Annotated in this window: 28 protein-coding genes; 5 read left to right on the plus strand and 23 right to left on the minus strand. The window is 64.0% G+C overall.

Annotated elements, in window-relative coordinates; translation table 11 throughout:
• Positions 1-390, minus strand: coding sequence for a fimbrial protein (locus GTW25_RS08895; protein WP_252911693.1), 390 nt, complete (start codon positions 388-390; stop codon positions 1-3).
• A gap of 27 nt (positions 391-417) precedes the next feature.
• On the opposite strand from GTW25_RS08895, the gene GTW25_RS08900 reads away from it, so the two are divergent.
• Positions 418-1,458 (plus strand): RluA family pseudouridine synthase, encoded by a 1,041-nt coding sequence (locus GTW25_RS08900; RefSeq protein WP_252911694.1) that lies wholly within the window; start codon positions 418-420, stop codon positions 1,456-1,458.
• A 174-nt stretch (positions 1,459-1,632) separates the two neighbouring features.
• Positions 1,633-2,541 (plus strand): RNA polymerase sigma factor RpoH, encoded by a 909-nt coding sequence (rpoH, locus tag GTW25_RS08905; RefSeq protein WP_252911695.1) that lies wholly within the window; start codon positions 1,633-1,635, stop codon positions 2,539-2,541.
• Between the two features lie 72 nt (positions 2,542-2,613).
• On the opposite strand, the gene GTW25_RS08910 is transcribed toward rpoH, so the two are convergent.
• Positions 2,614-4,146 (minus strand): hypothetical protein, encoded by a 1,533-nt coding sequence (locus GTW25_RS08910; RefSeq protein WP_252911696.1) that lies wholly within the window; start codon positions 4,144-4,146, stop codon positions 2,614-2,616.
• Between the two features lie 59 nt (positions 4,147-4,205).
• Complete coding sequence (locus GTW25_RS08915; protein ID WP_252911697.1) at positions 4,206-5,504, minus strand: adenylosuccinate synthase; 1,299 nt, start codon at positions 5,502-5,504, stop codon at positions 4,206-4,208.
• 194 nt (positions 5,505-5,698) lie between these two features.
• Here GTW25_RS08915 and GTW25_RS08920 point away from each other — a divergent pair, with 194 nt between their 5' ends.
• Genes GTW25_RS08920 through GTW25_RS08930 form a run of 3 tightly spaced genes read left to right on the plus strand, consistent with a single transcriptional unit; the run spans position 5,699 to position 7,190 of the window.
• Positions 5,699-6,592 (plus strand): DMT family transporter, encoded by an 894-nt coding sequence (locus tag GTW25_RS08920; protein ID WP_252911698.1) that lies wholly within the window; start codon positions 5,699-5,701, stop codon positions 6,590-6,592.
• Positions 6,593-6,648: 56 nt separating this feature from the next.
• A complete protein-coding gene (locus GTW25_RS08925) occupies positions 6,649-6,807 on the plus strand; it encodes a YqaE/Pmp3 family membrane protein (protein WP_252911699.1) in 159 nt (52 codons plus the stop codon).
• Entirely contained in the window at positions 6,804-7,190 is a 387-nt protein-coding gene (locus GTW25_RS08930) for a DUF4112 domain-containing protein (protein WP_252911700.1), read from the plus strand. Before GTW25_RS08925 ends, GTW25_RS08930 begins: the two co-directional genes overlap by 4 nt.
• A 49-nt stretch (positions 7,191-7,239) precedes the next feature.
• On the opposite strand, the gene serA is transcribed toward GTW25_RS08930, so the two are convergent.
• The 20 genes from serA to rpmA all read right to left on the minus strand — a co-directional run bounded on the left by serA (position 7,240) and on the right by rpmA (position 26,426).
• The gene (gene serA / locus GTW25_RS08935) at positions 7,240-8,838 is read right to left on the minus strand and encodes a phosphoglycerate dehydrogenase (RefSeq protein WP_252911701.1); all 1,599 of its coding nucleotides are present in this window, start codon (positions 8,836-8,838) and stop codon (positions 7,240-7,242) included.
• A gap of 58 nt (positions 8,839-8,896) precedes the next feature.
• Positions 8,897-9,331: an L-alanine exporter AlaE gene (alaE, locus tag GTW25_RS08940; RefSeq protein WP_252911702.1), complete on the minus strand. Its 435-nt coding sequence runs from the start codon at positions 9,329-9,331 to the stop codon at positions 8,897-8,899.
• 3 nt (positions 9,332-9,334) lie between these two features.
• Positions 9,335-10,510 (minus strand): phosphoserine transaminase, encoded by a 1,176-nt coding sequence (locus GTW25_RS08945; protein WP_252912052.1) that lies wholly within the window; start codon positions 10,508-10,510, stop codon positions 9,335-9,337.
• 193 nt (positions 10,511-10,703) lie between these two features.
• Positions 10,704-11,231 carry a DUF992 domain-containing protein gene (locus GTW25_RS08950; protein ID WP_252911703.1) on the minus strand — a complete coding sequence of 176 codons (528 nt, stop codon included), beginning with the start codon at positions 11,229-11,231 and terminating at the stop codon, positions 10,704-10,706.
• Positions 11,232-11,414: 183 nt separating this feature from the next.
• Positions 11,415-12,098: an outer membrane protein gene (locus GTW25_RS08955; protein WP_252911704.1), complete on the minus strand. Its 684-nt coding sequence runs from the start codon at positions 12,096-12,098 to the stop codon at positions 11,415-11,417.
• A 167-nt stretch (positions 12,099-12,265) separates the two neighbouring features.
• Positions 12,266-13,066, minus strand: coding sequence for an outer membrane protein (locus GTW25_RS08960; RefSeq protein WP_252911705.1), 801 nt, complete (start codon positions 13,064-13,066; stop codon positions 12,266-12,268).
• 203 nt (positions 13,067-13,269) lie between these two features.
• A complete protein-coding gene (gene glmM / locus GTW25_RS08965; RefSeq protein WP_252911706.1) occupies positions 13,270-14,622 on the minus strand; it encodes a phosphoglucosamine mutase in 1,353 nt (450 codons plus the stop codon).
• A 146-nt stretch (positions 14,623-14,768) separates the two neighbouring features.
• Positions 14,769-15,443 carry a DUF1028 domain-containing protein gene (locus GTW25_RS08970; protein WP_252911707.1) on the minus strand — a complete coding sequence of 225 codons (675 nt, stop codon included), beginning with the start codon at positions 15,441-15,443 and terminating at the stop codon, positions 14,769-14,771.
• A complete protein-coding gene (locus GTW25_RS08975) occupies positions 15,440-15,955 on the minus strand; it encodes an RNA pyrophosphohydrolase (protein WP_252911708.1) in 516 nt (171 codons plus the stop codon). Before GTW25_RS08975 ends, GTW25_RS08970 begins: the two co-directional genes overlap by 4 nt.
• A gap of 9 nt (positions 15,956-15,964) precedes the next feature.
• A complete protein-coding gene (locus tag GTW25_RS08980) occupies positions 15,965-17,005 on the minus strand; it encodes a divergent polysaccharide deacetylase family protein (protein WP_308206244.1) in 1,041 nt (346 codons plus the stop codon).
• Between the two features lie 210 nt (positions 17,006-17,215).
• The gene (locus GTW25_RS08985; protein WP_252911710.1) at positions 17,216-18,547 is read right to left on the minus strand and encodes a S41 family peptidase; all 1,332 of its coding nucleotides are present in this window, start codon (positions 18,545-18,547) and stop codon (positions 17,216-17,218) included.
• The gene (locus tag GTW25_RS08990; protein ID WP_252911711.1) at positions 18,537-19,859 is read right to left on the minus strand and encodes a murein hydrolase activator EnvC family protein; all 1,323 of its coding nucleotides are present in this window, start codon (positions 19,857-19,859) and stop codon (positions 18,537-18,539) included. The genes GTW25_RS08985 and GTW25_RS08990 overlap by 11 nt, the downstream gene beginning before the upstream one ends.
• A 92-nt stretch (positions 19,860-19,951) precedes the next feature.
• A complete protein-coding gene (gene rlmH, locus GTW25_RS08995; RefSeq protein WP_252911712.1) occupies positions 19,952-20,431 on the minus strand; it encodes a 23S rRNA (pseudouridine(1915)-N(3))-methyltransferase RlmH in 480 nt (159 codons plus the stop codon).
• 76 nt (positions 20,432-20,507) lie between these two features.
• A complete protein-coding gene (gene rsfS, locus GTW25_RS09000) occupies positions 20,508-20,867 on the minus strand; it encodes a ribosome silencing factor (RefSeq protein ID WP_252911713.1) in 360 nt (119 codons plus the stop codon).
• 156 nt (positions 20,868-21,023) lie between these two features.
• Positions 21,024-21,611 (minus strand): nicotinate-nucleotide adenylyltransferase, encoded by a 588-nt coding sequence (locus GTW25_RS09005; protein ID WP_252912053.1) that lies wholly within the window; start codon positions 21,609-21,611, stop codon positions 21,024-21,026.
• A 38-nt stretch (positions 21,612-21,649) separates the two neighbouring features.
• Entirely contained in the window at positions 21,650-22,933 is a 1,284-nt protein-coding gene (locus GTW25_RS09010; protein WP_252911714.1) for a glutamate-5-semialdehyde dehydrogenase, read from the minus strand.
• Positions 22,917-24,065: a glutamate 5-kinase gene (gene proB / locus GTW25_RS09015; RefSeq protein WP_252911715.1), complete on the minus strand. Its 1,149-nt coding sequence runs from the start codon at positions 24,063-24,065 to the stop codon at positions 22,917-22,919. Before proB ends, GTW25_RS09010 begins: the two co-directional genes overlap by 17 nt.
• A gap of 201 nt (positions 24,066-24,266) precedes the next feature.
• Entirely contained in the window at positions 24,267-25,304 is a 1,038-nt protein-coding gene (gene obgE / locus GTW25_RS09020; protein ID WP_252911716.1) for a GTPase ObgE, read from the minus strand.
• Between the two features lie 138 nt (positions 25,305-25,442).
• Positions 25,443-26,030 carry a GNAT family N-acetyltransferase gene (locus GTW25_RS09025; RefSeq protein ID WP_252911717.1) on the minus strand — a complete coding sequence of 196 codons (588 nt, stop codon included), beginning with the start codon at positions 26,028-26,030 and terminating at the stop codon, positions 25,443-25,445.
• Positions 26,031-26,156: 126 nt separating this feature from the next.
• Positions 26,157-26,426 (minus strand): 50S ribosomal protein L27, encoded by a 270-nt coding sequence (rpmA, locus tag GTW25_RS09030; RefSeq protein WP_252911718.1) that lies wholly within the window; start codon positions 26,424-26,426, stop codon positions 26,157-26,159.
• Positions 26,427-26,429 lie beyond the last annotated feature (3 nt).

The raw sequence follows: 26,429 nt of genomic DNA on the forward strand, positions 1-26,429 counted from the left end.
TTACTGTGCCGTGATGGCGAAACGGGCGATGATGCGCGTGGCGTCGATGTCGTAGACGACGATCTCGCGGGCGCCTGCCGTTTCGACCAGCATCGTCAGGCGCGATCCGGCGAGCGATTGCGACAGGATCCGCGCATCCGCCGGCAGCGTGATCTCGCCGCTGATGATGCTGCCTTCCGGCGGAATGCTGAGCCCCGGCCCGGTGGATGCCGCCTCGGGGCTGCCCGTCGAGACCGACCTGTAGACAAGTGCGCCCACCACCGCCATAAGGGCCAGGAACAGGATGCCCAGATTGATGACGACGAAACGCATCAGCTTGGCGCGCACCTTTTCGACGGCCGGATCGAGCGGTTCGTCCTGCTCCGGCTGCTGCGATACGCGCTCAGTCATGATAAAAGTCCATTGGTCGTTGCCCAGATGAGCGCCCCTGATAGCGAAGCCGCCGCCGGTTTGAAAGTCTTCCATGTCGGGGAAGATGCCGCAGGCATGCGCCTCGACCAGTGGCTGGCGGCGCAGACCGGCGCCGATCTGTCCCGCAGCCGCATCCAGGCGCTGATTCGCGCCGGTGAAGTTCATGTCGACGGCAAGCCGGTGCACGAGCCGAAGGCGAAGCTGGTGACGGGCGCCGTCGTCGGCCTCGGCATGCCGCAGCCAACTCCGGCTGAACCGGAAGCCGAGGCGATCGACCTGGCGATCCTTTACGAGGACGACGATCTGATCGTGATCGACAAACCGGTCGGTCTCGTCGTCCATCCGGGCGCGGGCAACTGGACCGGCACGCTCGTCAACGCGCTGCTTCACCATTGCGGTGCGTCGCTCTCGGGCATCGGCGGCGTGCGTCGCCCCGGCATCGTCCACCGTCTCGACAAGGACACGAGCGGCGTTCTCGTCGTCGCCAAGAACGATTTTTCCCATCGCGCCTTGTCGGACGCCTTTGCCGATCACGGCCGCACCGGCGATCTGGAACGCGCCTATCACGCCGTCGTCTGGGGCGGGCCGCCCCGTCCCGCCGGCACGATCGACGCGGCGCTGGGTCGGTCGGGGTCGGACCGCACGAAACGCGCCGTCGTGTCCGAAGGGCGCGGCGATGCGCGCCATGCGGTGACGCATTATGCCGTCATCGAGAAGTTCGGCGCGCGCTCCGACGCGACGGCGACGGCCTCGCTCGTCGAATGCCGCCTGGAAACGGGGCGCACGCACCAGATCCGCGTCCATATGGCGCATATCGGCCATCCGCTGGTCGGCGACCAGACCTATGGCCGCGCCTTCCTGACCAAGGCCAACAAGCTGCCGGACGATGTGCGCCCGGTTGTCGCCGGCTTTTCCCGGCAGGCTCTTCATGCACGGTTGCTGCAGTTCCGTCACCCCCGCACCGACGAGGTGCTGCGGTTCGAAGCGCCGTATCCGGCTGATTTTGCGGAACTCGTCGAGGCATTGTCTCGTTTGCCTTCGGAATGACGAAATCCTGAGTGAGAATGTTCACTTCAGGAAGACGCTATGTTTCGAGACGAAATGTGCCGTGCAATTCGTCCAACCAATCCCTATATTGACGATATGGCGCAAAGGCTCACGGCTCTGCGCCTCCTGCCCGCCGGATTCGGGGGCAGGCACAATTGAGAGAGAGGGTGCTATATGGCCCAGACACTACCGAGTATCGCAACGGGCGAAGGCGGGCTTTCCCGCTATCTGGAAGAGATTCGTCGCTTTCCCATGCTCCAGCCGCAGGAAGAGTACATGCTCGCCAAGCGGTATCTTGAGCATGAGGATACGCAGGCCGCCCACAAGCTCGTCACCAGCCATCTGCGTCTCGTCGCCAAAATCGCGATGGGCTATCGTGGCTACGGCCTGCCGATCGGCGAGGTGATTTCCGAGGGAAATGTCGGTCTCATGCAGGCCGTCAAGAAGTTCGAGCCGGAACGTGGCTTCCGCCTCGCCACCTATGCGATGTGGTGGATCAAGGCGTCGATCCAGGAATACATCCTGCGCTCGTGGAGCCTCGTGAAGATGGGAACCACCGCCAACCAGAAGCGCCTGTTCTTCAACCTGCGCAAGGTGAAGGGCAAGATCCAGGCGCTGGACGACGGCGATTTGAAGCCTGAGCACATCACCGAGATCGCGACGCGCCTCAACGTATCGGAAGAGGAAGTCGTGTCGATGAACCGTCGCCTGTCGGGCGATGCCTCGCTCAACGCGCCGATCCGCGCGACGGAGGGCGAATCGGGCGAGTGGCAGGACTGGCTGGTCGACGATCAGGAGAGCCAGGAAGACATGCTCGTCGAGCAGGACGAGCTGGAAAGCCGCCGCGCTCTGCTCGGCGACGCGATGGGCGTTCTCAACGACCGCGAGCGCCGTATTTTCGAGGCGCGCCGCCTCGCGGAAGACCCGATGACACTCGAGGAACTCTCGGGCGAATTCGACATCAGCCGCGAACGCGTGCGCCAGATCGAGGTGCGCGCTTTCGAAAAGGTTCAGGACGCGGTGAAGGCCGCCGCCAGACGGCAGGCGCAATCCCTGCGCACCATCGAGGCCGACGCCCGCTGAACGGGCTCCGGACGAAAGCAAAACGCCGGCCATGCGCCGGCGTTTTTTATTGGGCTTCGTCGCGTTCGACTTCTACTGCCCTTCGTCGCTTTCGACGAGCGGCGCCTGCTGGCTCCACGCGCGCAGCGCTTCCTGAAACACCCGATCGCCCGGAATGCCCTTTTCCATGGTCATGAGCGCGCGCCGGCCCGAGCCGTAGACGATCGGAACGTCGATCCAGTTCTGGCGGCGCATCAGGTTCGTATTCGCGTCCTGCTCCGCTGACGAATCCGACAAGGCGACGAGGAAGAAGCCGTCCGCGATCTTGGCTGGAATGCCGATCAGGGGGCTGCCCGCCGCTTGCTCCGTATCCTTCATCGCAACGCGCAGGACGTTGTCGATCGTGCCGCCTTCGAAATTGTCGGGCGTCAGGAAAATCATCTCGATGATATGGCTGGCCGGCAGCGACTGGTCGCCATTGCGCCGGATCGTCATGCGCAGTTGCAAATCGCGCGAAGGCACCGTGACTTCGGCGCGGATCGCCGCCTCGGGCGGCAGGTCGCCGCCCGGCGATTCCTGCACGAGCGACCACAAGATGGTTCCCGTCTCGGCCGACCCTTCCGCATTCGCCGTGCGCTCCTCGTAGAAGATCGCACGCTGACCGACCGCGAGTTGCGGCTGGTCCTCGTCTTGCGTCTGTCCGGCCGCCGGGCCCGAGGTCGCGCCCTGCGCATCTTCGGGCGGCGTCACGGCCGCGATGGACGTTCCCTCGCCGAGCGTGCGCTGATCCGCAGCCGCGCCATCGTCCACTTCGCTGCCGTCTTCAAGAAGACGCTGCGTGAACTTCTCCTCGTCCGTTTCGGCCGGCGCCGCCGCCTGGTCGTCCGTCGGCGTCGCCGCGTCATCGTCTGCGGCGACCGGCACGCTGTCTTCGGTGGTCGGCGCGGAGCCGAGGATCGAGGCGAAATCATCCCGATTGAGCCAGACACCGTAGCCGGCACCGGCAATCAGCAGGAGGAGAAGCAGCGAAGCGATGGTTCCCGCGCCGGGGCGGCGCTTGCGGCGAGGCGGAACGCGCGGCGCATAGATCGGCTGCGCGGCCGTGACCGTTTCCTCGCTGTCGAAATCGTTGTCCTGCCGGTGGGCGTCGTCGGCCGGCCACCGGTCGTCATCCGCGTAGGCGTCCGAATATGGACGCTCAGAAAAGTCTTCCGTGTAGTCGTCCGCCAGCGGCTGGTCCGATTCGGCCGGATAGTCGTCGTCCACCCGTTCGTCGGCAGGTGCCAAACCTTCATCGTAGGGCTCGTCCCGGTACGCGTCCGCCGGGGACGGCGCGGGGGCACGCTGCGCTTCCGGCTCGTCGCCGAAGAAATTCGAGAAGTCCTCCTCGAAATCGGGGTCGGCGGCAGGCGGGGGAACGTCATATTCCCCACGCACCTGCACGATGGCCGCCTCCAGCGACTGCCGCTGCCGATCGGCGACGGCGGCGGGCGGCGGCGGATTGAGCGCGGCAAGCTTCGCATCGATGGTCGCGCGGGCCTTGTCATAGACCCGCTCGCGCATCTGCGGAGAGTTGTCCTTCAGCCCGTCGATCGTCTTTTTCAGAACCGCTACGAAATCTGCCATGCGAAACTAATGCCTTATCCGGCTTCCGGTATGGAAGTCAGGTCTCTTCGTTGCGAAACCTAGTCTTGAAACGGATCGGTCACAAGTATGGTGTCGTCCCGCTCGGGGCTGGTCGAAAGAAGCGCGACCGGCGCACCGATCAATTCTTCGATATGACGCACATACTTGACCGCCTGCGCGGGAAGATCATTCCAGGACCGCGCATTCGCCGTCGTGCCCTTCCAGCCCTCCAGCGTCTCGTAGATCGGCTCGACGCGCGCCTGCGCGCCCTGGCTGGCCGGCAGATAGTCGATCACCTCGCCGTCGAGGCGATAGCCGGTGCACACCTTGATCTCGTCGAGGCCGTCGAGAACGTCGAGCTTGGTCAGCGCGATGCCGTTGATGCCGTTGACCGCGACGGCCTGGCGCACGAGCACGGCGTCGAACCAGCCGCAGCGGCGCTTGCGACCCGTCACCGTGCCGAATTCATGGCCGCGCGTGCCGAGGAAGTTGCCGATCTCATTGTCCTGCTCGGTCGGGAACGGCCCTTCGCCGACACGGGTCGTGTAGGCCTTGGTGATGCCGAGCACATAGCCGATCGCGCCCGGCCCGACGCCCGAACCGGTCGCGGCCTGACCTGCGACCACGTTGGACGAGGTCACGAACGGATAGGTGCCGTGGTCGATGTCGAGCAACGTGCCCTGCGCGCCCTCGAACAGGATGCGCTCGCCGGCGCGGCGTGCATCGTCGAGCACCTTCCAGACCTTGTCCATATAGGGAAGGATCGTCTCGGAAATCGAGGTCAGCTCGGTCATGATCGTCTCATGCGCGACTTCCGGATGACCGAGACCGCGCCGCAGCGCGTTGTGGTGGGTCAAGAGCCGGTCGACCTTGATCGACAGCGTGTCCGGGTCGGCAAGGTCCATGACGCGCACGCCGCGCCGGCCGACCTTGTCCTCATAGGCTGGGCCGATGCCGCGCCGCGTCGTGCCGATCTTGGTGCCCGAATTCGAGGCCGCATCCTCGCGGAAGCCATCGAGTTCGCGGTGCAGCGACAGGATCAGCGCCGTGTTCTCGGCGATCTTCAGGCGGTCCGGACCGATCTCGACGCCCTGCCCCTTCAGCCGTTCGACTTCGGCGACGAAGGCATGCGGATCGAACACCACGCCATTGCCGATGATCGACATCTTGCCAGGACGCACCACACCCGAGGGAAGCAGCGAAAGCTTGTAGACCTTGCCGTCGACGACCAGCGTATGACCGGCATTGTGACCGCCCTGGAACCGCACGACCACGTCGGCGCGCTCGGAAAGCCAGTCGACGATCTTGCCCTTGCCTTCGTCGCCCCACTGCGAACCGACGACCACCACATTGGCCATGAAAACCTGCCCTTATCGATGCCGGGAAAAAGCCCCGCGGAAAAACCAGTGGCTCTATAGCGGGCAATCAAGGCATGCGCGACCCCTTTGCATTGAAAAGACGCGTCGCTGTGCCAACGAATATTTGTCCTGCGTGCCGTTTACCCTGCGGTGGGTGCCGAATAGACAGGGTGCGCCAACCAGAAGAGCCCGCCATGGCCCGCCTCGCCTACATTCTCCTGTTCCTGACGGCCCTGATGTGGGGCGGCAACGCCGTCGCGGGCAAGCTGGCCGTTGGCCACGTCTCGCCGATGATGCTGACGCTGCTGCGCTGGGCGGTGGCGCTGGTCGTGATCGGGGTGATCGGCTGGCGGCAATTGCGCGCGGACTGGATCACGGCGCGATCCGGGCTCGTTCTCCTGCTTCTGCTCGGCGCCGCCGGCTTCGCCGCCTTCAACGCCGCGCTCTACAGCGCCCTTTTGTATACGTCGGCGATCAACGTCTCGATCGAGCAGGCGGCAATGCCGATGGTCATCATGGCGGCGAACTTCCTGCTGTTCGCCATGCGCGTGACCTGGTTGCAGATCGCGGGATTCGTCTTGTCCATCGTCGGCGTCGCGGTGGTGGCGAGCCACGGCGACCTCGCCCGCCTGATCGAACTCGACGTCAATCGCGGTGACGCCCTGATGGTTCTGGCGGTGCTGTTCTACAGCGGCTACACGGTCGCCCTGCGCTTCAAGCCCGCGATTCACTGGCAAAGCACGATGATCGTGATGGTATTCGGCGCAACTGTCGCCTCCATTCCTTTCGTTATATGGGAAGCGGCCGTCGACCGCCTCATCATGCCCGATCTGCGCGGCTGGGTGATCGTCGCCTATACGGCACTCTTGCCGTCCCTCCTGTCGCAAATCTTCTTCATGCGCGGCGTCGAACTCATCGGCGCGAACCGGGCCGGGCTTTTCATCAATCTCGTGCCGATCCTTGGAACGGTTCTGGCCATCCTCGTCTTGGGCGAAGACTTCCACGCTTATCACGCCGCCGCCATCGTCCTTGTCATGAGCGGCATCGCGATCGCGGAGTATAGCGGGCGAAAAGCCGAAAGGCCGTGAGGGAAACTTCCTCCCCTTCGCGCGTTGAGAGCGGTCTTCATCAGGGAATCCGTGAAATGGACATCGTCCGCATTTTGTTTGCCGTGCTTCTGCCGCCGGTCGGCGTCTTTCTTCAGGTCGGTTTCGGCCTGCAATTCTGGCTCAACATCCTGTTGACCCTGCTCGGCTATGTTCCGGGCGTCATCCATGCAATCTGGATCATCATGCGCAGATGAAGACGCCCGTCGGCGGCCGCAAGCTGGCGGTCGGCCCCGATTTCGCAGCCGAACTCAACGAAACGCAGAACCTCGCCTGGCTGCTCGATGCGCGCTGGAGCATTCCCTTCACGCGCATCCGCTTCGGCATAGACCCGGTGCTCGGCCTCGTGCCGGGTGCGGGCGACATCGTCGCCGGCGTCGTTTCGGCCTATGTGATCCTGAAGGCGCGGCGGCTGGGCGCGCCGAAAAGGCTGATCTGGCGCATGGCGGCCAATGTCGCGATCGACACCGCCTTCGGGGCCGTGCCGGTCGTCGGAGTCATCTTCGACATCTACTACAAGGCGTCGATGCGCAATCTGCGGCTTCTCCACGACTGGCTCGAAGAGCGCGGCAAGATATGAAAAAGGCGCGGGATCGCTCCCGCGCCTTTGAAGATCGAGAATTGGCCGTTCAGATTGCGATGTCGAATTGCAGCGGCTTGGCCGACTGGATCGCCGGATGTGCACGCACTTCCTCGAGCACCTTTTCGGGGAAGGGCCCGTCGAGATAGAGCAACGCGATGGCATCGCCCCCCGGCTTGTTCCGGCCAAGCTGGAAGTTCGCGATGTTGACGTCGTTCTTGCCGCAGACGGTGCCGAGCAGGCCGATGATGCCCGGCGCGTCGGCATTGGTGGTGTAGAGCATGTGCTCGCCCACCTCGGCGTCCAGATTGATGCCCTTGATCTGGATGAAGCGCGGCTTGCCGTCGGAAAAGCAGGTGCCGGCGATGGAGCGTTCCATCGAGGCCGTCCTGACCTTGAGGCGGATATAGCCGTCGAAGACGCCCGATTTGTCGCGCTTGACCTCCGACAGGACCACGCCGCGCTCCTTCGCCATGATCGGCGCGGACACCATGTTGACGTCGGCGACCTGCGGACGGATCAGGCCGGCAAGCGCCGCCGAGATCAGCGCGCGCGTGTTCATGTCCGCCGTCGCGCCGTCGAACAGGATTTCGACCTCTTCGATCGGCTCTTCGGTCACCTGGCCGACGAACGCGCCGAGCACTTCGGCAAGCTTGATGAAGGGCTTGAGGCGCGGCGCTTCCTCGGCGGTGATCGAGGGCATGTTGATGGCGTTGGAGACCGCGCCCTTGACCAGATAGTCGGCCATCTGCTCGGCGACCTGAAGCGCGACGTTTTCCTGAGCCTCGGAGGTGGATGCGCCCAGATGCGGCGTCGCGACCACGTTTTCCATGCCGAAAAGCGGGCTGTCCGTCGCAGGCTCGACCTCGAAAACGTCGATGCCCGCGCCCGCCACCTTGCCGGACTTCAACGCCTCGATCAGGTCGGCCTCGACGATCAGGCCGCCGCGCGCGCAATTGATGATACGCACGCCGTCCTTCATCCTGGCAAGAGCGTCCTTGTTGATGATGCCGCGCGTCTTGTCGGTCATCGGCGTGTGAAGCGTGATGAAGTCCGAACGCGTGAAGATTTCATCGAGTTCGACCTTTTCGACGCCGAGTTCGGAGGCGCGGGCCTCGGACAGGAACGGGTCGAAGGCGATGACGTGCATCTTCAGGCCGACGCCGCGCATGGCGACGATGGAGCCGATATTGCCGCAGCCGATCACGCCCAGCGTCTTGCCGGTGATCTCGACGCCCATGAAGCGGTTCTTCTCCCACTTGCCGGAATGGGTGGAGGCGTTGGCCTCGGGCAATTGCCGCGCCACGGCGAACATCAGCGCGATCGCGTGTTCGGCCGTCGTGATGGAATTGCCGAAGGGCGTGTTCATGACGATGATGCCGCGCCGCGAGGCGGCCGGAATGTCGACATTGTCGACGCCGATGCCGGCGCGACCGACAACCTTGAGATTGGTCGCCGCAGCGATCAGCTTTTCGGTGACCTTGGTCGCCGAACGGATCGCAAGGCCGTCATACTGGCCGATGACTTCGAGGAGCTTTTCCTTGTCCTTGCCGAGGTCCGGCAGATAGTCGACCTCGACGCCGCGATCCTTGAAGATCTGGACGGCGGTGGGGGAGAGTTTGTCGGATACGAGTACGCGGGGCGCCATGTCGTTGCCTTTCGAATGTTTGGCGAAAGCCGGAATGAGTGATTGAATTGAATGAACCTCAGCCGCCCAGCGACATCGGTTTGCGGCCGGGGCCATCGAGCCCGAACCTTTTCCTTACGAATTCGAGCCACAGCCCGTAGGGACGTCCGAGCGCGAACATCAGCGCCGCAAATCCCAGCGCGCCCCAAAGGATGCTCTGCCCTTCGGCGCCGCCGGCGATGATGATGGCGACGTAGATGGGCACCTGGAAGACGAGCAGCGCGAAACTGTCGGTCGCCAGCGTTGCAAGGCGGCCGGACGGGCTGGCCATCTTGAAGACGAAACCGCGCCACAGGCTGTATGGACGTGCCGTCAGCACCATCAAGGGCGCTCCGATCATCCGCGAGGTCGCGACCTCGTTCCACGACATCCCGGCGATGAAGCGCTCATTGAGGCCGCTCGCGATGGTGAAGAAGATCACCAGCGCGAGCGTGTCCGCCACGAAGCTGCGCATGGATCACGCAGCCGCCTTGAGCGCGGCCTTCTGTCTGGCGAAAGCCCAGTCGAGCCAGGGCATCAGCGCTTCAAGATCGGCCGTCTCGACGGTGGCACCGGCCCAGATACGAAGACCGGCCGGCGCGTCGCGATAGGCGCCGATGTCGAAGGCGACGCCTTCCTTGTCGAGCGCCAAGACCATCGCCTTGGCAAGGGCTTGCTGCGCATCGTCCGACAATGCGGCGAAGTCGGGATCGACGATCGAAAGGCACACGGACGTGTTCGAACGCGTCGCCGGCTCGACGGCGAGATGGCCCGCCCAGTCCGATTTCGCGACGAAATCGTCGATCACCTTGAAATTGGCGTCGGCACGGCCAACGAGGCCATCGAGCCCGCCGATCGACTTCGCCCATTGCAGCGCGTCGATATAGTCTTCCACGCACAGCATGGACGGCGTGTTGATCGTCTCGCCCTTGAAGATGCCCTCGATCAGCTTGCCGCCCGAAGTCAGACGGAAGATTTTCGGCAGCGGCCAGGCCGGCTTGTAGCTTTCCAGCCGTGCGACGGCGCGGGGCGACAGGATCAGCATGCCGTGCGCGGCCTCACCGCCCAGCACTTTCTGCCAGGAGAAGGTGACCACATCGAGCTTGTCGAAGTCGAGTCTTTGGGCAAAAGCGGCCGATGTCGCATCGCAGATCGTCAGACCTTCGCGGTCAGCCGGGATGAAATCGCCGTTCGGCACGCGCACGCCGGAAGTCGTACCGTTCCAGGTGAAGACCACGTCGCGGGAAAAATCGATCTGCGCGAGGTCAGGCAGTTCGCCATAGGGCGCCTCGATCTTGCGCGCGTCGTCGAGCTTCAACTGCTTGAGAACGTCGGTCACCCAGCCGGAGCCGAAGCTCTCCCAGGCGACCATGTCGACGCCGCGCTCGCCGAGCAGCGACCACAGCGCCATCTCGACTGCGCCGGTATCGGACGCCGGCACGATGCCGATGCGATAGTCCGCCGGCACCTGAAGCACCTCGCGCGTCAGGTCGATCGCTTGGCTCAGCTTCGCCTTGCCCACCTTGGCGCGATGCGAACGGCCGAGCGGAGCGTCAACGAGCGCATCGAGCGACCAGCCGGGACGCTTGGAGCAGGGACCAGAGGAAAAATTGGGGTTTGCCGGACGTACTTCCGGCTGGGACGCCGCACGCATTTCGGGCGTGGGAATAGTCGTCGTCATCGTGGCTATCCTTCCAGATAGATAGCCCCTCGTTGGGGAGGGGTGGCCCACGGCGACGAATACTGGAACGTCTTTGAATGCGCAATAGACTGTTTGATCGTTCACGCGCTGCAGAAGAAAAAGCCCGCCGCGTCACACGGCGGGCTCTAGCGGGTGACCTGTCCGGTCAGTTGATCGCGTCCAGCGTGACCGACGTTCCGGCTGCCGCGACATTGAGGCCGAGCTGTCCGGTTGCACTGACGGTTTGAAGATGGACCGACCCGGACGTTCCGCCGACCAGGATATTCGCGCCCACGCCTGCGCCGAGCGTCGCTTCGACGGTCGCTCCCGAATAAAGGCCGCTCAGCGAGCCGGCATGATAGCCGGCGGTCGGCGCGAATACGGCCCAGACAAGGCGGCCTTCCGTCGTGAAGCCGAGATCGACGCCCATCTTGCGGATCGTGCCGACATAGGTTTCGCTCTGGCGGCTGCCGATGGTCGACTGGAACGCGCATTCGAGCTCCTTGGCGGAGCCGATGACATAGCCGACGCCGCCGCCGATGCGGCAGTCGAGATAGCCGATCTTCACACCGTCGCGATCCCCGGCCGGATAGGCCGCCACAGGCGCCTCATAGCGGACCGAATCGGCACTGTGAGCGATGCCTCCAGCGAATGTCACGGATGCGAGGCAGGCTGCGGCAATGTAGTTTTTCATCGTCAGTTCTCCATTATTGCGAAGGCCGGTGCACTCGTCACCGCGTCTTCGCCCGTCCTGAAACGAGCGTGTGCGCAAAACGATCCCCGCATGTCGTGTCTCGCGACCATGCGTTAAACGAAAATCGCCCGAACAGACGTTCGGGCGATACATTTGCCTGGGAGGTCGAAAGCCGAAATCGGGCTACCAGAGATCGTAGCGCAGGCCGAGCTTGATTTGATGATAGTCGACGCCGTCCTCGACCGCCAAGGTGTTGAAGTCGCGATATTCCGTCTTCGGCGAAGCCAGATACTGGTAACCGAGATCGACCGACAGATTGTCGGCGACCTGATAGTTCACGCCGGCATTGAGCGCATAGGCGAGCCGATACTGGTTGGAATCGATATCGACGGGATAGGCGAAATCGGACGAGTTTCGCGTGTGAAGAACGCCGATACCCGCGCCCACATAGGGCGTGAAACCGGCGAGCGTGCCGAGGTCGAGATAGGCGTTCGCCATGCCGTACCACGCCTTGTTCGTTTCCTCGAACGTCCCGGCCGCGCCTGCGTCGATCCGGTAACGATCGCTCGCCACGAGACCGATGTTCAAATCGGTGCGCAAAAGATCGCTGAAGTGATAGCCGATGCCGGCGGAGCCACCGAAGCGGTTGTTGCGCAGACTGCCGATGGCGGGATCGAAGTCATAGACCGGGTCACTCGCCAGATAGGTGACGTCGCCGCGCAGATACCAGCCAGAGCCGACTTCGACAGGGACATATTCGGGAGCCTGCTCGATGAAGATCGGCGGAGCATAATCGGCGGCGACCGCCCCGCCGCAAAGCGCAGCGATAGATGCTGAGAAAGCGAAAAGGCGCAGTGCGGTCCGCATGTTCGTGAACTCCGATGGCTGGCGACGGGCGTTATGGCACCCGATTACCCAGCATCATTAACCATTCGGGTTAATTCACCGTTAAGCATAAGAAGCCGGCGATTGCTTCGTTGCACATGAAAAAGCCCGGCACATGGCCGGGCTTCATCGTCGTGGCCCTCGGGCGATCAGTTGAACGCGTAGCGGAAGCCGAGCTTCAAATCGTGCGAGGAGATGTCGCGGAACTTCATACCGTCGTTTGGTCGTGTGAAAGCTGGGTCGTAGTTCTGCACCGGTGCGGTCGTCGCGTCGCCCAGATGCGTATAACTGTAGCCCAGATCGAGAGTCACACGATCGCTGACCTGGTAGCCGACGCCTGCATGAAGCGCCCAGGCGAGATCCCATTTCGAATCTTTGCCGGCATAGCCACCGCCGTTGCGCGGTACGTTGGCATCGTTGAAGTGCGAAATCGTATTGCGCGACGTACCGATGCCGGCGCCGATATATGGCGAGAAGCCCGCATAACTGCCGAGATCGGCATAAACGTTTGCCAGGAGAAGAAGCTCGGATTTTGTAGCAGTGTATTCGTTTATACCGAAAAAGTCCGGCGTCCCGGGATCGTTCACAAAGCGGTCCAGCGCGCGGAATCCAGTCTTGCCTCGATATTCTGCAGTGGCATCTACCCGCAACCAGTCATTGAAGGCGTAACCGATACCCGCACCATAGATACCACCGGCGTCGAAGCCACCTTCGTCAAGCCACGTCTGGGTATATCCCGCAACATCGAAATATTCGTAATCCAGCCCTTTGTAGCGCTGGTTCGACATGCCGATATGGCCGCGCAGATACCAGCCGCCGAACGCCACCGGCTGTTCCGGCACGAAATCCTTGTAGACCGGCTGTTCATAAAGATCCGCCGCCATCGCCGGCAGCACAGGGGCCGCAATTACGGCGGCGACGGCGAAAGCCGCGATATTGACAGGTTTCATGCTCTTCACCTCACGAAGCGCCGGGACGCTTGGCCACCCCCGGAAATGGTTCGGATGCGAAGATGGGCGATAAAGGTTAAATGCTGCTTAACCCTAATTCTTTACCTTAATGATCCGTTAGCCCGGCAATCTATGCTGCCGTCTAAAACAAAGCCTCCGCATTGCGGAGGCTTTGTTTTCACCAGAACCATGAAGGAACTGCGTCAGGCGGCGCTGCGGGCCGTTCCGATGACGTGAACGAGTTCGTCGACGACTTTCTCGACCATCGACCGGTCGTCGGCTTCCGCCATCACGCGGATCAGCGGTTCGGTGCCCGATGGCCGGATGACGAGGCGGCCCGACTTGCCGAGCATCGATTCGGCGTCCTTGATCGCCTGCTTGACCGGTTCGCTCTCCAGCGGCGACGTGCCGGAAAAGCGGACATTCTTCAAAAGCTGCGGAACCGGCTCGAACTTGCTGCAGACTTCGCTGACGGGCTTTCCCGCGCGCTTGATGCAGGCCAGAATCTGCAGTGCGCAGACGAGGCCGTCGCCGGTCGTCGAAAAATCCGTCAGCACGACATGGCCGGACTGCTCGCCGCCGACATTGAAGCCGTGCGCGCGCATATGCTCGACCACGTAGCGGTCTCCAACCTTGGTGCGGTGAAGCCCAAGACCCAGATCGCCCATGAAGCGCTCGAGGCCCAGATTGGACATGATCGTCGCGACGAGCCCGCCGCCATTGAGGCGGCCGGCCTTGTGCCACGTCTCCGCGATCAGCGCCATGATCTGGTCGCCGTCGATGACGGTTCCGTTCTCGTCCACGATCACCACACGGTCGGCATCTCCGTCGAGCGCGATGCCGAGATCGGCGCGGACTTCGTGAACCTTCTTGGACAGGCCCAGCGGATGCGTCGAGCCGCAATCCTCGTTGATGTTGAACCCGTTCGGTTCGTCGTTGATGGTCACCACGTCGGCGCCCAGTTCCCAAAGCGCGTTAGGGGCGACCTTGTAGGCGGCGCCGTTGGCGCAATCGACCACGACGCGCAGGCCGCTCAGCGACATGGAGCGCGGCAGCGTGCGCTTGGCGAATTCGATGTAGCGATCCTGCACGCCGTCGATGCGCTTGGCCCGGCCGAGCCCGTCCGACGTCGCCAGCGCCCGATCGAGATCGCCGTCGATCATCTCCTCGATTTCCTGCTCGATCGTATCGGACAGCTTGTAGCCGTCGGGGCCGAACAGCTTGATGCCGTTGTCGAAGAACGGATTGTGCGAGGCCGAGATCATCACGCCGATATCCGCACGCAGCGAACGGGCGAGCATGGCGACGGCGGGCGTCGGGATCGGCCCGAGCAGGAACACATCCATGCCGGCGGCGCAGAAACCTGCGACCATGGCGTTCTCGATCATGTAGCCGGACAGCCGCGTGTCCTTGCCGATGACGACCCGGTGGCGGTGGCTGCCGCGCTGGAAGGACAATCCCGTCGCCATGCCGACGCGCATCGCGGTCTCGGCCGTCATCGGAAATCTGTTGGCCCGGCCACGAATACCATCAGTACCGAAATAGCGTTTCGTCATCGGGTTCGTCCTGCTGTTGAAAGCTCTGTCATCTGCCATGATCTGGCCGGGTGCGTGCGTCAAAAATTGTTAATTGCCTAAAAACGTCGCGTTCCGCGCGCCCGATAGAATCGCAGAAGTTCCTAACATTTCCCTGAAAGACTTGCCTATACCGCGCGGTCGTCGATTTCGCCCATCGGATTAGCCCGTGTCGACATCCGCTTGATATGCGGATAGAGGTCGCGGGCAAAGATCGCATAGACACGGCGCAGCTCCGCGATCGGGTCGTCATGCTCGTCGACGCGTACGTCCCAAAGCGGATATTCCTCCGAATCCACGACATAGACGGTGGACGAGCGCTCGTCCTTGCGGTCCCCGCCGCTCGCATCCCCGGCGGCAAGCGCTTCCACGAGCCGGCCGGCCAGCGGCAGATCGGCATGGCCGTCGAACGCATCGCGAATGGCGGCGATCACCTGAGGACCTTCGAGCCGGTTGCCCTGGATCGTCAGGTCGGGAAAGATCGCATGGCCGGCCCAGTCGATGCACTCGCTTCCGGTCCACACCGCACCGTTGCCGGTGCCGTCCATCACGGCGAATTGCCGGTTCTCGATTTCCGGATCGTCGCCCTTGAGGATGTCCAAAACCTCGTGAGCGCTCTTGCCTTCGCGCAAAAGGGTCAGCCCGTCGATGCCCAGATACGGATTGACCAGCGCCTGCGTCGCGACCGCGCCCTTGCGGGGCCACGCATAGGTCAAGAGCTTTCCCACGGCCGGCATGGCCGTAACGGCGCCGATGCCGAACTGACCCGTTCGGGCGCAGCGTGCGATCAATGAAAACGTCATCCGGCGCGGCCTGCCGGGACAAGATGGCGGAACGCGCCGACGACCGCGAGGTACACGTCCCGCTTGAAGGGGACGATGAGGTCGGGCAATTCGTCCATCGGCTTCCATGCCCATTCGTCGAATTCCGCCGAATGACCGCCCGGCGGCGGATCGATCGCGATCTCGCTGTCCTCGCCTTCGAAGCGGAAGGCGAACCAGCGTTGAGTCTGGCCGCGATACTTGCCCTTGAGCGCGATGCCGACGAGATGCGGCGGCAGATCGTAATTGATCCAGTCCGGCGCCTCGGCGATCAGCGAGACGGAGCGCATGCCCGTCTCCTCGTAAAGTTCGCGGCGCGCGGCGACGAGCGCGTCCTCGCCCGGATCGATGCCGCCCTGCGGCATCTGCCAGAGCTGGCGCGCACCGGACATTTCGCCGTCGGGTTCTGCGATGCGCCGGCCGACCCAAACGAGGCCGTCGCGGTTCAAAACCATGATGCCGACGCAGGGTCGGTAGGGAAGCATGTCTGTCATGTCCGTGTTCTATCTGCGCTCGGGATCGGTGGCCAGCGCGGAATAGCCGACGATCTCGATGCCGCGCAGCCGTGCCTCGCCGACCCATGCGGTGACCGCATCGACCGTCACGTCGAAAGCCGCGCCGATAGCGATCGCCGAACCGGTGGCGCGCGCCACCCGCTCCGCCTCGTCGAGCTTTTCGAGGATCGCGCCGCGTTCGCGAACGGTGTCGATGGTCACGTCGGCAGCCGCGAAGGGAACGCCGGAGGTCTGCGCTTCATCACCGGCAAGGCTGCGCGCCGACGACCCGTCGTCGAGATAGCCGAGCCCGCGCTGGCCAAGTTCGGCCATCAATTCCCGCACCGCGCCCTGATCGGCCATCAGTCGAGCGCCCATATAGTTCATGATGCCGGTGTAGTTGGTGATGCGCCCAAGCGACCAGTGAAGGTCGTCGCGAAACGCCGCCGGATCGGCGCCGACGGTCAGCGTGCCGCGTCCCGGATCGACGTTCGGGTAATCGAAAGGCTCCATTGGCACCTGCATCAGGAGTTCGTGACCCTTTCGGCGAGCGTTCTGCATCCAGCGGTCGAGGCTGTTTCCGGCCGGTGCGAAGGCGAGCGTGACTTCGGCGGGCAGCACCTCGATCGCGCGCTGCGTGCCGGTCTGCGAGAGGCCCAGCCCGCCGACGACGATGGTGATGCGCGCGCCGCGCGTCCCCGACCAGGGCCGCGCATAGACATCGAAAGGCCGCCTGCCATCGGCATCCCGGCGCGGAAGCGCTCCGTGATCAGACGGCTCGGTCAGTTCGGGATCGGGCAGATGGGCGGTGAGGGCGCTTTGCGACAAAGATGCGGGATCGCGAAACGTCACCGTGCCGGACTCGTCCGGCTCGCCAGATCGTTCGACGCGGGTGACCGAGGGACCGGCCGGCCGCGTGGCCGAATCGGGCGGAGGTTCCTCGACAGGCGTCGTCACCACGACCGGCTGCGGCGAGCGCAGCCCGTCATCATGCAGGGCGGAGGCGACCGAAAGGCCGAGCAGCGCACAGCCGATTGCCAATACGCCCACCAGCCGTATTTTGTCCCGACGATCGCGCCCTCGGGGTGGGCGTGGCCCGAGCCCCAGCGGCCGGTCGATCTCCCTGTCGCCGAAATCAAGCACTGCCGATGCGCCCCTTCAACCCGAATCACCCATCGGAGGATCGTGCATTCGCACCGATTATGCAAAAGGCCGGCGAGGTTGCCCTCGCCGGCCTCAAATTCCAGTCGTGTCCGGTGGTTACTGCTGCAACACGGCGCGATCCGGATTGGGCGGGAAGGCCGGATCGGTCCTTTCGCCGCGAAGCAGGTCGTAGGCGAAATTGAGCTGGATGTCGTCCTCCGGCTCCGGCGGCACGTAGGACGACGAACCCGAACCGTCCTCGCCCTCGCGCTCACCGCGGATATGGCCCGGAAGCGAGGATTCGCCGCGCGTCGCTTCGGCGGCCGCGCTTCTCAGTTCCTCCGGCAGCGGCTGATCGACCGCGATATCCGGCGTGATGCCCGTTCCCTGGATCGAGGTTCCCGACGGCGTGTAGTAGAGCGCCGTCGTCAGGCGCAGCGCGCCGTTCTCGCCCAGTGGAATGATCGTCTGCACCGATCCTTTGCCGAAGGAGCGCGAACCGACGACCGTGGCACGGCGATGGTCCTGAAGCGCACCCGCAACGATTTCCGATGCACTCGCCGACCCGCCATTGATCAGCACGATGAGCGGCTTGCCGTCGATCGAATCGCCCGGACGCGAATCGAAGCGCGTCACGTTGGAGGATTCGCGTCCGCGGGTCGAAACGATCTCGCCGCGGTCGAGGAACGTGTCGGTGACGCTGACCGACTGGTCGAGCAATCCACCCGGATTGAGCCGCATGTCGAGCACATAGCCCTTGAGGTCTTCGTCGGGGATCTGCGACTTGATGTCTTCGATCGCCGCCTCGAGATCGGTCTGCGTCTTTTCGGTGAAGGAGTTGATCCGGATATAGCCGATATCGTCCTCAACGCGGTGGCGCACGGCGCGCACCTGGATGATGGCGCGCGTGATCTCGATATTGATCGGCTCGGCGGCGCCTTCGCGAACGATCGTCAGTTCGATCGAGGTGTCGACCCTGCCGCGCATCTTGTCCACGGCGTCGGCCAGCGTCAGGCCGCGCACTTCCTCGCCGTCGATATGCGAGATCAGATCACCGGCCAGAACCCCGGCGCGCGCCGCCGGCGTGTCCTCGATCGGCGAGATCACCTTGACGAGGTCGTTCTCCATCGTCACTTCGATGCCGAGGCCGCCGAATTCGCCGCGCGTCTGCACGCGCATATCCTGCGCGTCGTCCGGCGTCAGATAGGACGAATGCGGATCGAGCGACGTCAGCATGCCGTTGATGGCATTCTGGATCAGTTCCGAATCGTCCGGCTCGCTGACATATTGCGCGCGAACGCGCTCGAAAATATCTCCGAAGATCGCCAATTGCCGGTAGGTCTCCGAACCCGCCGCGTTGGCCGACGTTCCCACGCCGCCATGGACAAGGCTCATTGCGGACGCGCCCATCAACGCGCCGGCAATCAGAAGAGACATTCTACGTATCATTTCCTGTCCTTCCAGAACTGCGTTCCGCCCACCACGGTGAGGGATCGACGGGTTTTCCATCCTTGCGGAACTCTACATAGAGCTCCGGACCGTTATTCGCACTATCGAAGGCGGCCGCACTTGCCACTCTCGCCTCCCCCATCGCGCCGATCGGCTCGCCCGTCATCAGGGACTGACCGAGCGCGACACTGACGCTGCCCATTCCCGCCAGAACGATATGATAGCCTTCGCCGACATTGAGGATCAAGAGTTGCCCGTATGATCTGAACGGTCCTGCATACAGAACCGTACCCGCCGCAGGTGCGGTGACGATTGCCGCCGAATGTGTCCTAACCATGTCGCCCATCAAGGGACGGCCGGCGATGTCGGGCTCGCCGTAGCGTGACCCGATATGGCCGCGAACAGGCAGGGATATCTGGTTTCTCAGGGCGTTGAAGGGCAGGCTTGTCGCCACTTGTGGCGCACGTTCGGCGGCGCGCTGCCGGCTCTCCTCCTGCGCCTGACGAACCGCTTGCGCCTCCGCGTCGCGGGCGCTCGAAATGTCACTTTCGAGTGATGCGATGAGGTCCTGGAGCGATCCCGCCTTTTCGGCCATCGCGGCGACTCGCTCCTGCTCGGTCGCCAGATCGGCCTGCGAGCGCTCTTCCAGCTTTCGCTTTTCCTCCACCAGCCCCGCGAGGCGGTGCTTTTCGCCGGCCTGATCGGCGACCGTTCGGAACAGCCGCGACCTTTCCTCCTCGATATTCGTCTTCAAGGCGGACAGTTCCTTGAGGTCGGCAAGCAGCGCCACCGTCTCGGTGCGCATTTCGGGGACGACGGAGCCGAGCAGGATGGCGCTTCGCACCGACGCCAGCGCGTGCTCGGGCTGGACGAGCACCGCCGGCGGCGGATTGAGGCCCATGCGCTGCAAGGCGGCGAGCACTTCGGCCAGAAGCTCGCGCCGTTCGCTGAGCGAGCCGCGCAACCGGCCCTCGCGGTGGCGCATGCCTTCGAGCCGTTCGGCGATGCTTTCGATGTCCTGCTGCAGCTTGCGCTCCGTCTTGGCCGCCTGGATCAGCGCGGCCGACAGGGCGGCGTGATCCTTTCGCACGGCGTCGATCTCGGCTTCGAGCTCGGCCGCACGCTCGCGCGTCACCACGATCTGCGAGCTGATCGCCTCATATTCCTCGGACGATTGGGAATGACGCAGTTCGAGGGCGGTGATGTCGTCCGCTTCCGGGCTCGCCAGCGAAACCTGCGGCGCGCACAGGAAGACCGCCAGCGCCAGGGCGCTGCGGATCGTCCATCCGAATGTCGAGAAACTGCGCGTCATGTCCAAACCGAATCGTACGGGACGATCCTGCCGCCCGCTTCGTTAACGAACGCTCAACCATGTCGTCTATGAACAGGAAATGCCGGCGCACATCAATCGCGGTGGTAGGGATGGTTCGAAAGAATCGTCGCCGCGCGATAGAGCTGTTCGGCAAGAAGCACGCGCACGAGCTGGTGCGGCCAGGTCAGCGCGCCGAAGGACAGGACGAGGTCGGCCTTCGCCCGCAAGGCGGGATCATGTCCGTCCGCCCCGCCGATCGCGACGACGAGGCCGCGCGTCCCGCTGTCCGCGTGTTTCGAAATATATTCGGCGAATGCTCTGGAGGTCAGGTTCCTGCCGCGCTCGTCGAGCAGGACGAGCGCCGAATCGCCCGCCGCGCTCTCCAGCTTCTGCGCTTCCTCGCGCATGCGCTGTTCGGCGCTGCGCGCCTGGCTTTCGGCGATCTCGGTAACGCCCCCGAATTCGAGGCCGACGGCCGGCCCCGCCTTGGCGAGCCGGTCCAGATAGCGCGCAACGAGATCGCGCTCCGGCCCGGCCTTCATACGGCCGACCGCGTGAATTGAAAGACGCAAATCCGCGCTCCGGTTGCTCGCGCGCCGACTCCCCGTCCGAACGGGGCGCTAACCGGCGCACGTCGCTAGTCGATCCTCAGTGCATCGTCCCGTCATCGAGATCGGGCGTCTGCCACATTTTCTCGAGATTGTAGAATTCGCGCACCTCGGGCCGGAAGATATGGACGATCACATCGCCCGTATCGACCAGAACCCAGTCGGCGCTGGCGAGCCCTTCGACACGCGGAACGCCGAGACCGGCTTCCTTCACCGCGCTGATCAGATGATCGGCGACGGCGGCGACATGGCGATGCGAGCGTCCCGACGCGACGACCATATAATCGCCGAGGCTGGACTTGCGCTGAATGTCGATGGGGACAATGTTTTCGGCCTTGGAGTCTTCCAGGCTGGCAAGGACCGAGTTCAGGATCCGGGAGGGCTCGACAATGCGGGTCATACCGGACGACGAAGGCACGGTTTCGGCCTTCTCTTGAAGTGCTGTTCTCAGCGTTTTTCCTTTCGATCAAGAACAACAGGCAGGGCAGCTCATGCCCTGTCCACTAGATAGGCAGAGTCTCGTTAAGGTTTCAAGACGTCGCCATCGGTTGGGCGATCACGATATCCGCCCCTCACGGATCGCCGTGGACGAAAGCGAGGAGCGTGGTCCGTGGACGAACGTCCAGGCGGGCGGGCGCATGCGCGCAAGCAGTCCCGCATCGCTCTCGTCGACGCGCGACCGGCCGAAGGTCTGCGCCATGCGCGAGGACAGGAAGGACAAGGTCGCGCCCGGCCGGTCGATCACCGCGATCGGCACCGACCGCGCAATGTCGCGCCAGCGCTGCCACAGATGAAATTCGCGCAGATTGTCGGCGCCCATGATCCAGACGAAATCGACGCCGGGATTGCGCGCCTGGACGAGCGCGATCGTATCTGCCGTATAGCGCACGGCCGCCCCGGCCTCGAACGCGGTGACCTTGATGCGCGGATCGCGCGCAAGTCCTTCCGAAAGGGCGATGCGCTGGGTGAGCGAAGGCTGTTCGCGGCCTGCCTTGAGCGGATTGCCGGGCGTCACGACCCACCACAGCGCGTCGAGGCGCAGGCGGCGCAGCGCCGTTTCGGCGACGAGCACATGGCCCTCGTGCGGGGGATTGAAGGAGCCGCCGAACAGCCCGATCGCCATGCCCTTTTGAGCATGCGGCATGCGCAGGTAGCGTCGCGCGACGGGCTCTGCAGCAAGGGTCAAGGCCGCGTCTGGCCCTGGCCGCGCACACGATACTTGAACGAGGTCAGTTGTTCGACACCGACCGGCCCGCGCGCATGCATCCGCCCCGTCGCGATGCCGATCTCCGCGCCCATGCCGAACTCGCCGCCATCGGCGAACTGCGTCGAGGCGTTGTGCAGGAGGATCGCCGAGTCGATCTCGTTGAAGAACCGCTCCGCCGTCGCAGCATCGTCGGTCACGATCGCTTCGGTATGATGCGAGGAATAGTGCTCGATATGGTCGATCGCGCCGGATACCCCGTCGACCAGCTTCACCGAGATGATCGCGTCGAGATATTCGGTCGTCCAGTCCTCGTCCTTTGCCGGCTTCGCATTCGGGAAGACTGCGCGAACCTCGTCCTCGGCGCGGATTTCGCAGCCCGCCGCATCGAGCGCCTCGAGGATCGGCAGAAGGTGCGTGTCCTTGACGGCACGGTCGACGAGCAGCGTTTCGGCCGATCCGCAAATGCCGGTCCGGCGCATCTTGGCGTTGACGGCGATCTTCACCGCCATGTCGAGATCGGCCGCCTTGTCGATGTAAAGGTGGCAGATGCCCTCCAGATGCGCGAAGACCGGCACGCGCGCTTCCCTCTGCACGCGGCCGACGAGGCTTTTACCACCGCGCGGCACGATCACGTCCAGATTGCCGGAAAGCCCCGTGAGCATTTCACCCACGGCCGCGCGGTCCGTCGTCGGCACGAGCTGGATCGCGTCCTCCGGCAAGCCCGCCGATTTCAAGCCTTCGACGAGGCAGGCATGGATCGCCTGCGAGGAATGGAGCGAATCCGAACCGCCGCGCAGGATGACGGCATTGCCGGCCTTCAGACACAGCGCGCCGGCGTCCGCCGTAACGTTCGGTCGGCTCTCATAGATCACGCCGATGATGCCGAGCGGCGTCCTGACGCGCTCGATATGAAGCCCGTTCGGCCGGTCCCATTCGGCGATCACCTCGCCGACCGGGTCCTTCAGCTCGGCGATCGCGCGGATGCCGTCTGCAATAGCCCGGATGCGGCCGGAATCGAGTTTCAGACGGTCCATCATGGAAGGCGTCAGGCCCGCATCTTCGCCATTCGCCATGTCGAGCGCGTTCGCCGAAAGGATCGCCTGTTCGCTGCGGACGACCGCCTGCGCCATGCCGACGAGTGCCGCATGCTTGCGCTCGGCCGACGCCAGCGCCAGCGGTCGGGCAGCCGCACGGGCCTTGCGCCCAATATCTTCCATCAAGACGGCAACGTTTGTCGATGCGTCATGCGTCGTCAGCATGGACCTCGTCCTTCTTCGAAATGCGCGACATGACGAGATCGTCCCTGTGGATCATCGCGCCCCGCGCCTGATAGCCGAGCGCCCGTTCGATCTCGGTCGTCTTCAGTCCCGCGATCTTCACGGCATCGGCCGCATCATATTCCACGAGCCCGCGCGCGACCTCAAGCCCGTCCGGCCCGAGGATCGCAACGGTGTCGCCGCGCGAGAACTGGCCCGAAACGAGCGTGACGCCCGCCGGCAGCAGCGACTTGCCCTGCTCCAGCGCCCGCACAGCGCCCGCATCGACCGAGATGCGACCGGCAGGTTCGAGCTGGCCCGCGATCCACGTCTTGTAGCCCCGCACCGGATTGGCGCTCGCCTGAAACCAGGTTGCCCGCTCGCCTGCATCGATGGCAGCGAGCGGATTTCGGCGCAGCCCCGACGTGATGATCATCGCCGTGCCGGCGGCGGTCGCGATCTTGCCGGCATCGAGCTTGGTGCGCATGCCTCCGCGCGACAGTTCGGACGCCGCCGCCCCGGCCATCGCCTCGATTTCCGGGGTGATCGCCTCGACCGACGCAATGAACCGTGCATCCGGGTCAAGCGCGGGCGGAGCGGTGTAGAGCCCGTCTATATCCGACAGAAGCACGAGCAGATCCGCGCCCATCATGGTCGCGACGCGCGCGGCAAGGCGATCATTGTCGCCATAGCGGATTTCGGAGGTCGCGACCGTGTCGTTCTCGTTGATCACCGGCACCGCGCCAAGCTTCAAAAGCGTGGAGATCGTCGCCCGCGCATTGAGATAGCGCCGGCGCTCTTCCGTGTCGCCGAGCGTGACGAGAACCTGGCCCGATTTGAGCCCGACCCGGGCAAGCTCTTCCGCCCATGCGCCGGCAAGCGCAATCTGACCGGCGGCGGCGGCGGCCTGGCTTTCCTCCAGCTTCAGCGCTCGCCGCCCGAGGCCGAGAATGTTGCGCCCGAGCGCGATCGCCCCCGACGAGACGACCAGAACCTCGCAGCCCTTGCCCGCCAAAGCTGCAATGTCGTCGCAGAGCCCGGCAAGCCAGTCGCGCTTTATACCTGTCGTACGATCGACGAGCAGTGCCGAGCCGATCTTGACTGTGATGCGGCGATGGGCGGACAGGCTTTTCATTGATAACGAAGCGCCTTCTCGCGCCCCCCTCTGTCCTGCCGGACATCTCCCCCGCGAGGGGGGAGATCAGGCACGTCAGCGGCGATTTGCGAATCTCCCCACCTGCGGGGGGACCGAAGGACGGACCGAGACCCGTGGCTCGGGCCAGGGCGGCCGGCAGGACAGAGGGGGGCGACGTAAAGTGCAGACATGAGACGGTCCTTACTCCGCCAGCCACCGGGGATCGTCTGTTGGCGGCGCTTCCACGTCCCGCGCGGACTTCACCTCGGCCATCAGCGCCCGCAACACGTCCTGTACACCCTGACTGGTCGCGGCGGACAGGATCATCGGAGCGTGCCCGGCGACCTCTTCCAGCTCGGCGATCTTCTCCGCCAGCGCCTCGGCATCGACCGTATCGGCCTGGCTCAGCGCCAGAATTTCAGCCTTCTCGTCAAGGCCATGGCCATAGGCTTCCAACTCGCCGCGCACCGTCTCGTACGCGCTTGCCACGTCTTCCTCCCGCGCCGAGACCAGATGCAGCAGCACGCGCGTGCGCTCGACATGGCCGAGGAAGCGGTCGCCGATGCCGACGCCCTCATGCGCGCCCTCGATGAGACCGGGAATGTCTGCGATGACGAATTCGCGCGCATCGACGCGCGCGACACCGAGACCGGGATGGAGCGTCGTGAACGGATAATCCGCGATCTTGGGCTTCGCCGCCGTGACCGTGGCGAGGAAGGTCGATTTGCCGGCATTGGGCAGACCGACGAGCCCCGCATCGGCGATCAGCTTCAGCCGCAGCCAGATCGTGCGCTCCTCGCCCTCAAGGCCGGGGTTCGCGCGGCGCGGCGCCTGATTGGTCGAGGTCTTGAAATGCTGGTTGCCGAAGCCGCCATTGCCACCCTTGGCGAGCAGGAAACGCTGACCGACCTGCGTCAGGTCGCAGACGACCGTTTCGTTGTCTTCCTCGAATATCTGCGTCCCGACCGGCACCTTGAGGACGACATCCTTGCCGCCTGCACCCGTGCGATTGCGGCCCATTCCGTGAACGCCGGTCTGCGCCTTGAAATGCTGCTGGTAGCGGTAGTCGATGAGCGTATTGAGGCCGTCGACCGCTTCGGCCCACACGTCGCCGCCGCGCCCGCCATCGCCGCCATCCGGCCCGCCGAACTCGATGAACTTCTCGCGCCGGAACGAGACGGCGCCCGCGCCTCCGTCGCCGGAACGGATATAGACTTTGGCCTGATCGAGAAATTTCATCGCATTGCAATCGTTCGGATGGTTTTCATGTTGGGCGATCCTCTATCGCATATGCGGTGCGAGCGCGAGAGGTGGAAACCGCGGCCCTCCAATGCTTCAGGCGGCATCGAACCGGTCATGGTCCGATGCCGCCCGAACTCAGGCCAGACCCCAGCTCCTCAAGCTCACCCAGGTCTTGCGGTCGAGGCGGTATCGCTCGACCGGGACCCGGCCCGCGACCTGCGAATCCAGCATTCCCTGCCCGGAGTACTGGAACCCGCATTTGTGGATGACCGAGCGCGACCCGGGATTGATGACCCGGCACGAGACATGGAGCGTGTCGATCGGTGTCGCGCGGAAGGCGAGATCGACCAGCGCGTGCGCGGCCTCGGTCGCATAGCCGCGACCCCAGTAAGGCTCGCCGATCCAGTAGCCGAGCTCCAGCCCGCGCATGGTCGGATTGAGCCCCGCGCAACCGATGAACGCCCCGTTTTCGCCCAGCGCGATGGCGTAGGCGCAGCCCTCGTCGGCCTTGCGCACCGCATTGACGAATTGCTGCGCATCGGCGGGGCCGTAGGGATGGGGCATGCGGCCGAGCATCTCGGCGATCTTGCGGTTGTTGGCCAGTTCCGCCAGTTCCTCAAGATCGTCGACATGCGGCGGACGCAGCACCAGCCTCTCGGTGACGAGAACCGGGCAGTCGATCCGCAAACTCTCGTCTTCTAAGTCTTCCTTCTCCAGAACCATAGGTCTTCCTCCAGATCAAAACGGCAAAAGGGGAGATGGCGACCCATCTCCCCTGATGTTTTGTCCTGGATTTTGACCAGACACCGGACCCGAGATGGGTTGCCGGTGTTGTGGTGCGGATCCGGCCTATTCCGCTGCTTCCGTAATCGGGTTTACCGATACGTAGGTTCGCTTGTTTGCTTTGCGGGCAAACGAGACGACGCCTTCTTGCATCGCAAAAAGGGTGTGATCCTTGCCCATGCCGACATTGGCGCCGGGATGCCACTTGGTCCCGCGCTGACGGATGATGATGTTGCCCGAAACGACGGCTTCGCCGCCGAACTTCTTGACGCCAAGGCGCTTGGATTCGGAATCGCGACCGTTGCGCGAGGAACCGCCGGCTTTCTTATGTGCCATAGG

It is taken from the genome of Aliihoeflea aestuarii (assembly GCF_024105665.1).
Lineage (GTDB): Bacteria > Pseudomonadota > Alphaproteobacteria > Rhizobiales > Rhizobiaceae > Aliihoeflea > Aliihoeflea aestuarii.